The 13,083-nt window shown below is 70.0% G+C and carries 12 protein-coding genes; 5 read left to right on the top strand and 7 right to left on the bottom strand.

The window, feature by feature from the left end:
- Positions 1-111: 111 nt before the first annotated feature.
- The gene (locus tag J8M51_RS35350) at positions 112-525 is read left to right on the top strand and encodes a pyridoxamine 5'-phosphate oxidase family protein (protein ID WP_179203183.1); all 414 of its coding nucleotides are present in this window, start codon (positions 112-114) and stop codon (positions 523-525) included.
- 209 nt (positions 526-734) lie between these two features.
- Here J8M51_RS35350 and J8M51_RS35345 read toward each other — a convergent pair whose 3' ends face one another.
- Positions 735-1,070 carry a Rieske (2Fe-2S) protein gene (locus J8M51_RS35345; protein ID WP_086757438.1) on the bottom strand — a complete coding sequence of 112 codons (336 nt, stop codon included), beginning with the start codon at positions 1,068-1,070 and terminating at the stop codon, positions 735-737.
- 315 nt (positions 1,071-1,385) lie between these two features.
- On the opposite strand from J8M51_RS35345, the gene J8M51_RS35340 reads away from it, so the two are divergent.
- Positions 1,386-2,396, top strand: a complete 1,011-nt coding sequence (locus J8M51_RS35340; RefSeq protein WP_256965155.1) for a helix-turn-helix transcriptional regulator — start codon at positions 1,386-1,388, stop codon at positions 2,394-2,396.
- Positions 2,397-2,415: 19 nt separating this feature from the next.
- Positions 2,416-3,414 carry a helix-turn-helix transcriptional regulator gene (locus J8M51_RS35335; RefSeq protein WP_267299763.1) on the top strand — a complete coding sequence of 333 codons (999 nt, stop codon included), beginning with the start codon at positions 2,416-2,418 and terminating at the stop codon, positions 3,412-3,414.
- Here J8M51_RS35335 and J8M51_RS35330 read toward each other — a convergent pair.
- Complete coding sequence (locus J8M51_RS35330) at positions 3,371-4,432, bottom strand: helix-turn-helix transcriptional regulator (RefSeq protein WP_267299762.1); 1,062 nt, start codon at positions 4,430-4,432, stop codon at positions 3,371-3,373. The genes J8M51_RS35335 and J8M51_RS35330 overlap by 44 nt on opposite strands.
- A 347-nt stretch (positions 4,433-4,779) precedes the next feature.
- Here J8M51_RS35330 and J8M51_RS35325 point away from each other — a divergent pair, with 347 nt between their 5' ends.
- Complete coding sequence (locus J8M51_RS35325; protein ID WP_086763818.1) at positions 4,780-5,589, top strand: response regulator transcription factor; 810 nt, start codon at positions 4,780-4,782, stop codon at positions 5,587-5,589.
- A gap of 52 nt (positions 5,590-5,641) precedes the next feature.
- On the opposite strand, the gene J8M51_RS35320 is transcribed toward J8M51_RS35325, so the two are convergent.
- The 3 genes from J8M51_RS35320 to J8M51_RS35310 all read right to left on the bottom strand — a co-directional run bounded on the left by J8M51_RS35320 (position 5,642) and on the right by J8M51_RS35310 (position 9,035).
- Positions 5,642-7,807: an ABC transporter permease family protein gene (locus tag J8M51_RS35320; protein WP_267299761.1), complete on the bottom strand. Its 2,166-nt coding sequence runs from the start codon at positions 7,805-7,807 to the stop codon at positions 5,642-5,644.
- Positions 7,804-8,490, bottom strand: a complete 687-nt coding sequence (locus J8M51_RS35315) for an ABC transporter ATP-binding protein (RefSeq protein ID WP_086763374.1) — start codon at positions 8,488-8,490, stop codon at positions 7,804-7,806. Before J8M51_RS35315 ends, J8M51_RS35320 begins: the two co-directional genes overlap by 4 nt.
- Positions 8,491-8,648: 158 nt before the next feature.
- Complete coding sequence (locus J8M51_RS35310; protein WP_086763376.1) at positions 8,649-9,035, bottom strand: hypothetical protein; 387 nt, start codon at positions 9,033-9,035, stop codon at positions 8,649-8,651.
- A 578-nt stretch (positions 9,036-9,613) separates the two neighbouring features.
- Here J8M51_RS35310 and J8M51_RS35305 point away from each other — a divergent pair.
- Entirely contained in the window at positions 9,614-10,522 is a 909-nt protein-coding gene (locus tag J8M51_RS35305; RefSeq protein WP_086763378.1) for an aminoglycoside phosphotransferase family protein, read from the top strand.
- Positions 10,523-10,629: 107 nt separating this feature from the next.
- Here the strand turns inward: J8M51_RS35305 and J8M51_RS35300 are convergent, their stop codons facing one another.
- Positions 10,630-11,148, bottom strand: coding sequence for a hypothetical protein (locus tag J8M51_RS35300; RefSeq protein ID WP_216588455.1), 519 nt, complete (start codon positions 11,146-11,148; stop codon positions 10,630-10,632).
- A 286-nt stretch (positions 11,149-11,434) separates the two neighbouring features.
- Complete coding sequence (locus tag J8M51_RS35295) at positions 11,435-12,592, bottom strand: sugar ABC transporter substrate-binding protein (RefSeq protein ID WP_086757760.1); 1,158 nt, start codon at positions 12,590-12,592, stop codon at positions 11,435-11,437.
- Positions 12,593-13,083 lie beyond the last annotated feature (491 nt).

Genomic DNA, 13,083 nt, shown 5'->3' with positions numbered 1-13,083 from the left:
CGTCGGCCGTCGGTCATCAGCCGTCGTAACAGTGACTTGGGCAACGTACACAAAGTTGAGTCTATTCCACTCAAGGTGGAGCGGGGAGTCTTCCCGCTAGATTCCAGGACCGTGAGCATCTATCGAGTGGACCCCGGTGAGCCCGACGCCGCGTATCTCGCCTTCTGGCGGGAGCGCCACCTCTGCACCCTGACCACCCTCCGCGCCGACGGCAGCCCGCATGTCGTGCCCGTCGGTGTCACATACGAACCGGAAGCCCGGCTCGCTCGGGTGATCACCCGCACAGGGAGCGCGAAGGCACGGCATGTGCGCGCCGCGGGCGACGCGGGCGCCCGCGTCGCGGTGTGCCAGATGGAGGGGCCGCGCTGGGCCACGCTGGAAGGGCTCGCCCGGGTGTACGAGGACCGGGAGCGGGTCGCCGAGGCGGAGCGGCGCTACGCGGAGCGGTACGGCCGGCAGCCGGAGCCCAATCCGCTCCGCGTGGTGATCGAGATCGAACTCACCGGGGCACTGGGGCGCGGCTGACCGGCAGGGCGGATCGGAGGGGCGGACGGTGACCGCCCGGTTCCGGTTGACCTTTTTTCGGACAGATGAACGGGCGGGGGCCCGTGCCGATACCGGTGGGCATCCTGAAATGTCCCCCGAACCTGCAGCGGCGTCACCGTGTTCAGGTCACGGTGACGCCGCTGCTGGGGGGAAGCGCCTGAGCGATTTGAAACGACGGGGGAATCGCTTCAGGCACTGCGGGGGGTGGCTGAGACGGCCGTGGAGGCCGTGGTCTCCGGCTCGGCGAGCCGGTGGTCGCGCTGGTCGAGATTGACGAAGACCATCCCGTACCGAACGGCACACCGCACTGGCTGCGGCGCGCCGCGCGGTCGCCGCAGACACCGGTACGCCCGGATGTCCTCGTCCTCGTCCCGCGTCACCACCACCGGTTCGCCGAACACGGTCACCATCAACGAGTCACCGCTGTGGGGGATGGCGGTGGCCAGGTCGATGAAGTGCCAACCGGAGCGATAGGCGGTGGCCATCTCGCGGCGGAAGGAACGGTCGTCGGGAGGAGTCGTCATGTCATGCCTGCACAGTCTCGTCCGAACCCTGTGGCGCCAATGGCCAGATACTGTCGCCGGGCACGACGGTGTCCATCTGCACCACCGCCCCACCCCAATAGCTGTCCGCAGGCGCGTCGCTCTTCGCAGCGGAGTGCACACTCACCACTCCGAAGGCCATAACGGCGGAGAAGGCGGCGACAAGCACCGAGCGAAGCAATCCCTTACGCATAGTCGGCTTCGTCCTCACTTGAAGGTCCCCTCTTCCCCCGTCGTGTACGACGATGGCTCATTCGGGCACGTCATGGCCACATAATCGGTGCATCATGTTCCTGCATGTTCAGGACCCTGGGGGGTGGAGATTTGGCAACAAGCTGGACCAAAGGGACACATCCTCACACGGTGACCGAACTGTGCGAGGACGGCAGCCGTCTCTATGCGAATGCTCTTCGCGCGGGACGTATCGACCGTGCGGATGTGGAGACGGCTCCATGTCTGATGGAGTTCGGCCTGCTTCAGCCAGATCTCGACGATGCGAACTGGCTGCGCCCCATTCCTCCGTCGGCCGCCTTGGCTCAGCGGCTGCACCCGCTGGAACGTGAGATCACCGAGCGTCGGCGGCTGACCACCGAACTGGCGGAGACCTTCGAGCCGTTCATGGCCCTCAGCGCCCGGGTGGCCAGCGACACCCATTCGATCACCGTGCTGGAGGGAAGCGACCGGATCAACGCGGCACTCGACCTGGCCACGTCCCAGTGCCAGAGCCAGATGCTCACGGTCCAGCCGAGCACCAACCGCCCCGAGCGCAGGATCGTCCAGGGGCTGGAGCGGGACCGACCGCTGCTCGAACGCGGCGTCAGCATCCGGACGCTCTACCAGCACACCGCCCGCTACAGTCCCGCCAATCTGGCGTACGTGGATCAGGTGGCCGGCAAGGTGGAGATACGCACCATCGACGAGCTGGTCGAACGCCTCATCGTGTGCGACGAGACGGTGGCCTTCATCCCCACCCGCGACGACCGGCAGGTCGCTCTGGAACTCCGCCACCCCGGTCTGGTCCGCTACCTGATCAAGGTGTTCGAGTTCATGTGGTCCCGCGCCGTCCCCCTCACCGCCGGCGCCCCCTACGAAACCGCCCCCGACGGCATCACCGACATCCAGCACTCCATAGCCAAGCTGCTCGTCGAGGGCCACGTCGACGAGGCCATCGCCCGCCGCCTCGGGATGAACGTCCGCACCTGCCGCGCCCATATAGCGAAGCTGGCGACCGCGCTGGGCAGCGGCAGCAGGGCGCAGCTCGGCTATCTCATCGCCCAGTCGGGGCTGCTGGAGCAGGAAGCCGACTGATGTGGGAAGCGAGCCACAGGTGACCGCTGAGCCCCACGGGCACGCGGCCGACGAGCTGTGTGAGGCCGGCGCGGCGCTCTACGCACGGGCGCTGCGGGAAGGCGGCGTAGCCGCCGAGGAAACCGCCGCCGCGCCTTGCCTGATCGACATCGGTCTGCTGCACCCGGCCATCGGGACCCCGCACCGGCTGGAGCCGGCCGCCCCCGTGACCGCCCTGCACCGGCTGCTGCGCGGCATCGAGGACCGGGTCGCCGAGGAGCGGCGCCGGGAGGAACGGCTGACGGCGGCCTTCGAGCCGCTGCTGCGGCTGGCGGACACGCACACGGCAGTGTCCGACACCGGTACCCCTGCGGTCACCCTGCTCAGTGGCGTCGGGCAGATCAACGCCGCCATCACCGAAGCCATGGCCGAGGCGACTCGGGAAATGTTCTGCATCCAGCCACACACCCACCAACACGGCCGACGCGGCCAAGATGGCCAGGCCGGTTCCCTCGGACGCGACCAAGCCATGCTGTCCCGGGGCTGCCGCATCCGTGCTCTCTACCCACACACTCTCCGGCACTCCCCGCTCATCGCGACCCGCTACGAACAACTGCGTGGCGACGCCGAGGCACGCACCCTGGACCAGGTCACCGACCGCCTCATCCTCCTCGACCGCACGGTGGCCTTCATACCGGCGGACACCGAGCGGACCTTGGCCCTGGAGGTCCGCCACCCCACGCTGATCTCGTTCTTCGCCACGACCTTCGACCGCTTCTGGCACCTGGCGACGCCCATGTACCCCGACGCGGTCCAGCTCCCTGTCATCGACGGCGTCACCCCCCGCCAACGCGCCATAGCCACCCTCCTCGTCGAAGGCCACACCGACGCCGTCATAGCCGACCGCCTCGGCCTCAACATCCGCACCGCCCGCGTCCACATCGCCAAACTCGCCTCACTGCTCGGCAGTGAGAGCCGGGCCCAGCTCGGCTACCTCATCGGGCGGTCGGGGATTCTGGAGCGGGGACCGGGAGCGTAGGGGAGGGAAGGGCGGGGAGGTCGTCCGGTGGGGTGGTGCGGGGCGGGCCTTCGAGGCCGGCCTCGGCTATGCGGACGCCGAGCTGGGTGCGGCTGGCCGCGCCGAGGCGTTCGGAGAGGCGGGCGATGTGGGCCCGGCAGGTGCGGACGCTGATGCCGAGGCGCTCGGCGACCACCGCGTCCTGATGCCCCTCCGCGAGCAGCGCGGCGATGGACCGCTCCCGGTGGGTGATGCCCGCGACGCCGGTCGAGGGGAGGGACGCGGCCAGCGGGACGGCGAGGCGCCAGAGGCGTTCGAAGACCGTGACCAGGTACTCCACCAGCGCGGGGTGACGGATCTCCAGGGCCATGGTGCGGTCGCTGTTGGCGGGGATGAAGGCCACCGTACGGTCGAAGACGATGAGGCGCTCCACGACCTCGTCCAGGGTGCGGGCCTCCGCCGACTCCCCCATCAGCTCCATGTAGTTGTGCAGGCCCTGCCCGTGCCGGGCCACATGCGTGTACAGGTCCCGCATCCGCACGCCCCGCCGGCACATCGCCAGCGCCCGGTGCAGCCCCTCACGCAGCTCGTCCTCGCGCCGGATGCCGCCCGGCTGCACGGTCAGCACCTCGGTCGCACAGCGGTCGGTGGCCTCGTCGATCGCCGCGCGGATCCGGGCCAGCCCGTCGAGCACCCGGATCGCGCTGCTCTCCCCCGGCTGCCGGGCCCGGGAGCTGCCGAGGCCCGCGTACCACTCGACGGCGTCCACCGCCGCGCCCATCCGGGCCTGGCTGGCGCTGACCTCCGCGTGGACGCCGCGCAGCAGCCGGGTCATGACCTCCTGCGGGGAGGTCGGGATCAGCCAGCCCATGTCGTCGGGGTCGGGGTGCAGCAGGGCGAGTTCGAGGAGGCAGGGCACGGCGTCGGCGTCCTCGCGCGGGACGCGGCCCCGCCGTACCGCTCTGGAGTACACACGGTCCCCGGCCGCGCAGAGCCGGTCGGCACCATGCGGATGCTTTTCGGTCGTGTGCCCGGCCATCGCCCAATTCACCCCCGGTTCCGACCTGTTCGCAGCGCAACTATGCGCGGCCCGCACCGGCACCGCAACACGGCGGATCCATCACAATGACCTGATACCGGATGGTATTCGCCGTTAGATCCACCCCTCAGGCAGTTCGCCCTGCAACAAGCTGAAGATAGCGGTGAGGTGTACATGCCGTGCAGGGTGAGTGAACTCATGGAGACCGAACGCCCGGTGAGGTATGCGCGTGCGCACCCCTCCGCGGGAGGGCCTTGTGACGTCCAGGACGTCGGCGAGCGACTGGTCGGACGGCGGCTCCGCGTCAGGCAGGTTCTCCAGATGCCGCGAAATCGAGGGGGACGAACATGCTGCATGTGGGAGTGATCGGGCGTGTGTCACTGGAACGGGCGGGAGTTCGGCGCGTTCTGGAGGAGGACGAGCGCATCCGGGTCGTCGGCGAGGGACCGGCCGACCAGTCGTCGCTCCTGGTACGGACGTCCAGGCCGAACCTGCTCGTCACCATCCACGACAGCCCGAGCGAGGCACTGAGCATGCTGCGCGCGACGGCCCCGGCCCTGCCGAGCATCGTGCTGGTCAGTCATCTGACGGAACAGACCACCAGGATGCTGCTGCGCCGCGGCGCCAACGGAATCCTCCTCCGCGAGGACTCCGTCAGCCATCTGCACTGGGCGGTGCGGGCCGCCGCCGCGGGCGGTCTCGCGCTCGCGCCCACTGCCGCGGCATTCGTGACCGCCCGCCTCACGAGGCCCGACCGGCCGGCCGAGGAAACGGTCACCGCGCTGAAGCTGGTGGCCTTACTCAGCCCTCGTGAGAGGGAGATCCTGCGATTCCTGGAGAAGGGCGTCGCGAACGCGGAGACAGCCGACACGCTGAACATCAGCGGACACACCGTCAAGGACCACATCCGTGCCATCTACGCGAAACTGGGGGTCGACAACCGCGTCCAAGCCGCCCGTATCGCCTGGCAGGCGGACAGCGGCTGTTCCACCGGAACGGATGCCCAGGCAGGCATCTCCGCCGAACCCGGTGCCCGAGTCGGCGCGAGCGCCACAGCCGACGCGGAGGCCCGGGCCGGCCTTTCCCACACGGCCGCCAGCAGGGGAACCGGATTCCGGCCGAGCGGCGCGGCGATGCCTCATCCGTACCGACGATGAGAGCTGAGGGCCCTGCCCAACAAGCGCGGGACCTCAGCCCACGGCTGCGATGTCAGTCGTTGCGCGGGCGCCAGACAGAGCCTGTGGCCGCCGCCGTACGGGCACCCCACCACGCCATCGCCGCGGCGCAGAGCAGTCCCGCGCCACCCACCGCGGACAGCGCGGACAGCCGACTCGCCGAGCCGGCCATGAGAGGCGTGGTCACGAACCAGGTCACGGCGACCGCCGCACACACCGCGAAGACGACGGGTGCCAGCAGGGACCACACAGAGACCGCGTAGTACACCCGGCTGTCACCGGTCAGCACGGAGACCGGCCCCAACTCACGTCCCGCACGCACGAATTGGGCGACGGACCCGATGCCCGCCACCACCACGATGACCAGCACCCCGGCAACGGAGAGCAGTTCGAGCCACTGCCGCGCGGCTACTCCCTCGCCGCTCCCACCGAGCGTGCCGGCCGCGGCGAAGACGGTCACCTTCGTCGCCATCGCCAGATACTCGTTCGCGGCCCGGTGCACCCCTGCCGTCGACAACTCCCGGCCATCGTCGGCGAGAACCATCAGGATCGGGTCCTCGGTCGTCCGTACGGCCTCGCCGGCGTCCCCCGTCACGGCGTACAGCCTCACCCCCACCGACCTCTCCAGCTCCACGGCTTGCGCGAGGCCGGGGTGCCGTGCGGTGCGCAGCTCGGTGGCCGTCTCGGGGCAGGGGAGATCCAGCCCTCGCCACACCACGCAGGGGGCCACGAGATCCATCCGGCCCTTGTGCAGGTCCTGCCGTACGGCGAACACTCCGGTCCCTGAGCCCAGCTCACGCTCGAAGGCGGTCATGTCCGCCGATCGCGTGTCCATCGTGGTCGAGACCCGCAGCACGCTGGTGCCCAGGTGGTTCTCCATGGCGTCGACGCGGTCGCTCATCTCCGTGAAGAGGCTGATGGCGATCTGTCCCTGGGCAGCCAGCCCGATCGCGATCACCACCGCGGCGACCAGTCGCGCGACCGGGCGCGCCCCGGCCGCGAGTCGGCGCCCGGAGATCAGCATGCCGATCCGGCCGCGCGCCGCCCCGACCCGCGCCATCGCCGGGCCGGTCGCCGCAACCACCGCCCCGACCACTCCGGGAAGCAGCGCGATGGTGATGACGGATCCGGTCGCCAGCACGGGCAGCCGCAGGTCGTACGGGGCCAGGCCGGTGCCCTGGACCGTGCCGAACAGGGCGATGGGGAACAGCCACAGCGTCCATTCCCGACGCCGTCGCGCCACGGCCGGCCGGGTCGACCGGCCGGGCCGGTAGGGCGGCTGGAGCAGCACCACGGCGGCCAGCACCGCGAACGGAACCGCGAGGGCGGCAACGGCCAGGGCACCGAACGCGGCACGGGCATCGGGTCGGTGGAGCACGAAGTCGACCAGGGGCAACGGAATGTCGACAGCGAGCACGGGGGCGACCGCCAGGACCCCCAGCAGTCCACCGAGAGTGACGGGAACGACGGCCTCTCCCACGGTGAACCAGGCACGCGCACCGGTGGACGCTCCGAGAGCAGTGAGAACCGCGGTACGCCGGTCACGCGCCGCAGCGCCCACCCGGGCCGCGATCACGACGAACAGCGCGGCGGGCAGGCCGAACAGCGCCAAATAGGCCCAACGGAACTCTCCGGGACCAAAGTTGTACAGATGCTCACCGAGAGGTGGCGACCAGGTCACGCCGAAACCCGTCACCTCGGCCATCGATGCGGGGTCGAGGCGCTCGGCGGACGGTCGCACGTAGACGAAGTACTCGCCGGGCGCCTCCAGTCCGGCGACAGCGATCGTTCCCACGGGTTCGCCGTACTCGTGTCGTACCTCGGGATGGGCGGCCATGAGCGCCGGTGAGAGGACGGCCTCGCCGGGCCGGGGCCATCGGTCAAGGCCGGGCGGCAGCGGAGCGTCGGCGGTACGGGGCTCGATGTAGACCACGTCGTACTGCCGGTCGGTGACGGTCGCGACCGTCGCCTTCCACAGCAGTTCGCCCGTTCCGGTCTCGGTGACCTGAGGCCACCGGGCCGCACTGCGCTCGGCCCGGCCGTCGAAAGAGGCAGAAGCGAGGAGGTGTCCGCAGACAGCGAGAACCGCCACCGCGGTCGCCGCGAACAACGCGAAGAAGCGGATCCGGCCCGCCTCGGCGGTCCAGGAGGCGGCCCGGCCCATGCGCAGCAGCTGCCGACGCAGCCCACCCCCGCTCACCGGACCTCCTCAGCCGGGACCAGTCGGCCTTCGTCGAGATGCAGTCGCATGTCCGCGCGGCTCGCCACCACCGGATCGTGCGTGACCACGACCAGGGCACATCCGTGGTCACGGGGCGTCCTGAACAACAGGTCCGCGACGGCCCCCCGGTGGTCCCCGTCGAGGGAGCCGGTCGGCTCGTCCGCCAACAGCAGTTCCGGAGTGTTCACCAGGGCACGGGCGACGGCGACGCGCTGGCGCTCGCCCCCGGAGAGATCCTGGGTGGCCGTGCCCAGCGGTACTCCCAGGCCGTCGAGGAGTTCCTCTGCGCGGGAGCGGGCGGCGGTGACCGGATCCCCGGACAGCAGGCTCGCGATCATCACGTTCTCCACCGGCGTGAGTTCGGGCAGTAACTCCCCGAACTGGAACACCATGCCGATGTGCCGACGCCGGTGCGTGGCCAGGGCCCGGGACGACATCCGGGCGAGGTCCTCGCCCATGACCTCGACCAGGCCCGACTCGGGACGTATCAGTCCCATGAGGCACATCAGCAGCGTGGACTTCCCACTGCCGGACGGCCCCATCACGGAAACGGAGCGGCCGGCCGGCACGGTGAGATCGGCGCCCGCGAGCAGTCGTCGTTCGGATACCCCGTAGACGACGTCACTCAGACGCAGGACGGGCTGGGTGGAGGGTGGGGTCACACGAGGCTCCCTCGATCGAAGGGCAGAAGGGGGAAAAGTGACAGGGCGGCGCGGACGGCGAACACGTCTGACCGAGAGGCACTGTCGGCCTCTCGGTCAGATCGGACTCGAGGAATCAGAATCGCCGGGACCGATCCCTCGTCCCGCGCGTCACGGGGTCAGTCCGTGAACCACGAGGTGTGATAGTCGGGCAGGTTGTTGCGCGACACCGTGCCCCGCGCCTTGAAGATCTCGGAGTGCTCGCCGCTCTCCACCGTGCCCCGGTTGCCGTCGTTGTCGGCCGGGCCGTTCGGGCCGTCCTTGTTCCACAGGGTGAGCTTGTCGTCCGCGTGAGCCACACGGTAGTACTCCGCCTTGACCCAGTGGTCCTCACCCGTGTCCTTGATGTTCATGATGCCGCGGTCCGGGGTGCCCTCGGTCCAGAACCTGAGCTCGCCGTCGTACGCGTGCGGCCCGATCTCGTAGGCCATGGCCGGCGCGGCCGTGCCGAACGCCAGGGCGGCGACGATGCCGACTCCCAGACGCCTTGCGATGGTGACGTTCACAGAATCTTTCCTCTCTCCGGATGCTCCGGCCGCCCCCGCGGTGGACGAGACAGAGCCGTCCGCACGGCTCGTTCCGTGCGATCCCTGCGGACATCACTCTGCCCGCCGGTGATCTCCACGAGAATCCACCCGGCGGGGGGTCTCCCACCCGATCGCGGGGTGGCGGATGCCGTCGTTCCCTCACGGTCGTCCCGCAAGGTGTCGGAAAGTTACTGATGATCAGGGAGATGCCTGAGCGGCCTGGTGAGGTCAGGACCTCCCGTGCGCCGGTACGGCCGACGCTGCGGCCCATGGAACGGGCGCATTGCGGTTCAGGGCGGACCAGACCTGGTGCGGCGTATCTCGCGGACGCGTGCAGGTCGTGCCGGTCCTTCGAGGACAGGGCCGGTGCTGGAGCGCGACGTCCGGTTGCCGTCCTGAGCGTTCGTGTGTCATCGAGAACCGGTGGGCGACGGCGACCCAGGGCTTGCCTTCCCTCTTCGCCCGCTCACCGCCTTCCGGGCCCCGCACCCGGCGGCATCCGCGCACCCGGGCGCGCGAGAACCGCTCCGACTGCCGCCTGGGTACTGTGACTTCGTATGACCGACACCGAGATCGAGATCACCGCCGGCCTGGTCCGCGACCTGCTGCGGGAACAGCATCCGGACCTCGCGGGGCTGGCCGTCCGTGAGGTGGCGGGCGGGTGGGGCAACCAGATGTGGCGTCTCGGGGACGAGTTGGCCGTACGCATGCAGCGGATGGACCCGACCCCGGAGCTCCAGCTCAACGAGCGGCGGTGGCTCCCCGTGCTGGCTCCGCGCCTTCCCCTCCCGGTGCCGACCCCGGTGCGGTGCGGCGAGCCGTCCGCGCGCTTCCCCAAGCACTGGACCGTGATGACATGGGTCCCCGGCGAGCCGCTGGACCACGGCTCGATCAGCCGCGGCGACCACGCGGCCGACACGCTGGCGGGTTTCCTGCGGGCGCTCCATGTGGAGGCGCCCGCCGACGCGCCGGTCGCCCGGGACCGCGGTGCCCATCCCAAGGAGTGCACGGAGGGCTTCGAGCGCTTCATGGGAGCCGTGGACCCCGGCGCCGTCCCGGCCGGGGTCCGGGCCGTCTGGGACGACGCCGTCGCGGCCCCCGCGTGGGAGGGACCGGCGGTGTGGGTGCACGGCGACCTCCACCCCGCGAACGTCGTCGTCTCGGACGGGACGCTCTCCGGCGTCGTCGACTTCGGCGACATCTTCGCGGGCGACCCGGCGTGGGACCTCGCCGCCGCATGGGTGCTGCTCCCCGCGGGGACGGCCGCGCGGTTCTTCGACGTGTACGCGCACGCGGACGGGGCGGCGATCCGGCGCGCCCGGGGGCTGGCCGCCATGAAGTGCCTCTTCCTGATGCTCATGGGGCAGAACGGAGACCGGGGCCTGCCCGGCGGCAAGCCGCACTGGGGGCCCTTGGGCCGGGCGGCACTCGACCGTGTCCTGAAGGGCGTCCGGCCTGGTCCCTAGGGCTGCCCGACGATTCCCTCCGTCGCCCGGAGGGCTGCCTCGCGGCCCGCCCTCCGGGCGGACGACGGGACTTCGCGGACACGGCCTGGTGGAGGCCTGGTGGAGGCCTAGTAGTTCTCCTCCTCGTCCTGCCGGGCGTAGTCCGTGAGGACGCAGCCCGCCTCGCCCTCGTCCTGCCGGTAGGTGCTCGGTATGTCCACGCCCGGGTCGCAGACGAGGTAGAGGAGGCCGGCGTCGAGGAGGGCCTCGGCGGCCTTGTCGTCGTCGGCGTCGACGGCGAAGGTCATGCCGACCATCAGGCCGGTGTCGTCGACGATCTCGGAGTTCACCACGTCCTTCTGGAAGTCACCCAGCCTGGAGAAGTGCACGAAGTCCATGTCGGTGTTCTCGCTGACGTCGCACTCACCGGCGCTGTCGACCGCGTAGCTGATCTCGGCGCGGAACTCCTGCAGATCGTCGCCCACGTAGTAGTCGGTGTCCTGGCATCCGACGTGCTCGTCCAGGAAGAGGGCGACCGCCTTCGCGTCCTTGGCCAAGGGCAGCATCCCACCGTCGTCGTCGCCGCAGGCGGAGACGGTGAGGGCGAGCAGCAGGGCGCAGGCGGACGAGGTGAGGGCGGCGGGCATGCGGCGACGGTGGCGGGGCCGGTCCGGCCGGGCGGGGGTGCGCAAGGAGGGTTCCTCTGGGATCTCGGCGAGCGGAAGGGCACGACGCACTACGCGACTACCTCGCGTACGGCTGTCCCAACTGCTCCGAGACAAGCGACAGTCGTCCCCCGTGATCACGACATGACAAACAGTCACCCTAGACCATGGAGAAACGGTTCGGCCCGGCAGGGTGGGCCGCCGGGCCGAGGTCCGGTCCGGCGGTGGCCCTGCCGGGCCGAGGGGGCGTGGAGGCGGGGGCCGGGGGTCAGTCCAGCTTGGCCGCGTCGCAGGCGGACTTGAAGTCGGCGGTGCAGATCTGCTTGACGGTGTAGATGCCGTCGGCGACGACCGTGTCCTTGATGTTGGACTTGGTCAGCGCGACCGGGGGCACCAGCTGGGCCGGGATCTTCTTGGTGGTCGGCGAGTCGATGCTGTCCTTGGCCAGGGCGTCGAACTCGATCGAGCGGCCCTGGACCTTGGCGACGGCCATCTCGGCGGCCGCGGCGGCCTGCGTCGGGAAGGACTTGTACACGGTCATGTACTGGTCGCCCGTGAGGATCCGCTGCACGGCGTCCAGGTCGGCGTCCTGCCCGGTGACCGGCGGCACCTTGGAGACACCGGCGGTCTTCAGCACGTCGATGACCGCGCCGGCGATACCGTCGTTCGCCGCGTAGACGGCGTCGATGTTGTCGGCGCCCAGCTTGGCGACGGCGTCCTCCATGTTGACCTTGGCGACCTTGGGGTCCCAGTCCTTGGTGTCGAACGACTCGGAGATCGTCACCTTGTCCTGCAGCTCGGAGAGCGCGCCCTCCTTGAACATCGCGGCGTTCGGGTCGGAGAGCGACCCGTTCATCATGACGATCTTGTTGGCGGCGCTGTCGCCCAGGTCCTCCACCAGCGAGCGGCCCTGCACCTGTCCGACCAGCTCGTTGTCGAAGGAGACATAGCCGTCGATCGGGCCCTCGGCCAGCCGGTCGTACGCGATGACCGGGATACCCGCGTCGTCCGCGGTCTGCACGGCGGGGGCGATCTTCTTGGAGTCGACGGCGTCCACGATGATGATGTCGACCTTGTCGGCCACCATCTGTTCCATCTGGGTGTTCTGGGTCTCCGGGTCCTTCTCCGCGTTGGCGTACTTGGTGACGCCCTTGTTGTCCGTGAGCTCGGCGATCTTCTTCTTGATGTTGGGGTAGTCGAACTGCTCGTAGCGCTTGGTGTCCTTGTCGGGGAACAGCACGCCCACCGTGATGTCGTCGCCCTTCGTGGGGCTCGCCTCCGCGCTGTCGCCGACGTCCACGACCCCGCAGGAGGCGAGGGAGACGGCCGCGGCCGAGGCGGCGAGGGCGGTGGCGGTCCGGCGCAGAGCGGTGGTGCGACGACGTATACGAGTGCTGGGGGTGGTGCGGGTGGTACGGGCGTTCACATCAAGGGCCTTCCGGGCGTGGGTGCAGCAACTGCGACCCAGGTGGCTGAAAGCCAACGCGGTGATCACCTCAGCGTCAAGGACTAATCACTTAACGAGATGACAACAGCCTTGTGTGGTCTCGGTGTGAAGAGGGTAAAGCAAAGGGCCCCCGCTGTCGCCGCTCGGCCTTCACGGAACGGGGGCCGGCGGCTGTCGCCGACTCCGCCGCGTCATCAAGGGGTGCCGTACGGGCGGGGGTTGAGGACGAAGGGGGTTCGTAGTGGTGCGGGCGGAAGTCCTGGAGGTGCGGGCCGCAGGTCAGCGGGGTGGCCGATCGCCGACGGGTCGGACATGGCCAGGGCGAGGGCCGGGCTCGACGGCGTCCGGGATCAGCGCCGTCCCCACGGTGTCGGTCAGCACCACCGCTCGACGGGACGTACGCGCCGGGTGGCGGACCTCACGTGAACGCGGACCTCATGCGGGGCCCGGTCCTCGATGAGCGGCAGCCG

Origin of the sequence: Streptomyces griseiscabiei (assembly GCF_020010925.1) — a bacterium.
Taxonomy (GTDB): domain Bacteria; phylum Actinomycetota; class Actinomycetes; order Streptomycetales; family Streptomycetaceae; genus Streptomyces; species Streptomyces griseiscabiei.
This window is presented reverse-complemented; position numbering and strand designations above follow the sequence as displayed.

Bases quoted from the DNA above. Each gene is read 5' to 3' on its own strand.
- J8M51_RS35345 (WP_086757438.1), bottom strand. From the start codon at position 1,070: ATGACGACTCCTCCCGACGACCGTTCCTTCCGCCGCGAGATGGCCACC.
- J8M51_RS35340 (WP_256965155.1), top strand. From the start codon at position 1,386: ATGTTCAGGACCCTGGGGGGTGGAGATTTGGCAACAAGCTGGACCAAA.
- J8M51_RS35330 (WP_267299762.1), bottom strand. From the start codon at position 4,432: ATGGCCGGGCACACGACCGAAAAGCATCCGCATGGTGCCGACCGGCTC.
- J8M51_RS35325 (WP_086763818.1), top strand. From the start codon at position 4,780: ATGCTGCATGTGGGAGTGATCGGGCGTGTGTCACTGGAACGGGCGGGA.
- J8M51_RS35305 (WP_086763378.1), top strand. From the start codon at position 9,614: ATGACCGACACCGAGATCGAGATCACCGCCGGCCTGGTCCGCGACCTG.
- J8M51_RS35300 (WP_216588455.1), bottom strand. From the start codon at position 11,148: ATGCCCGCCGCCCTCACCTCGTCCGCCTGCGCCCTGCTGCTCGCCCTC.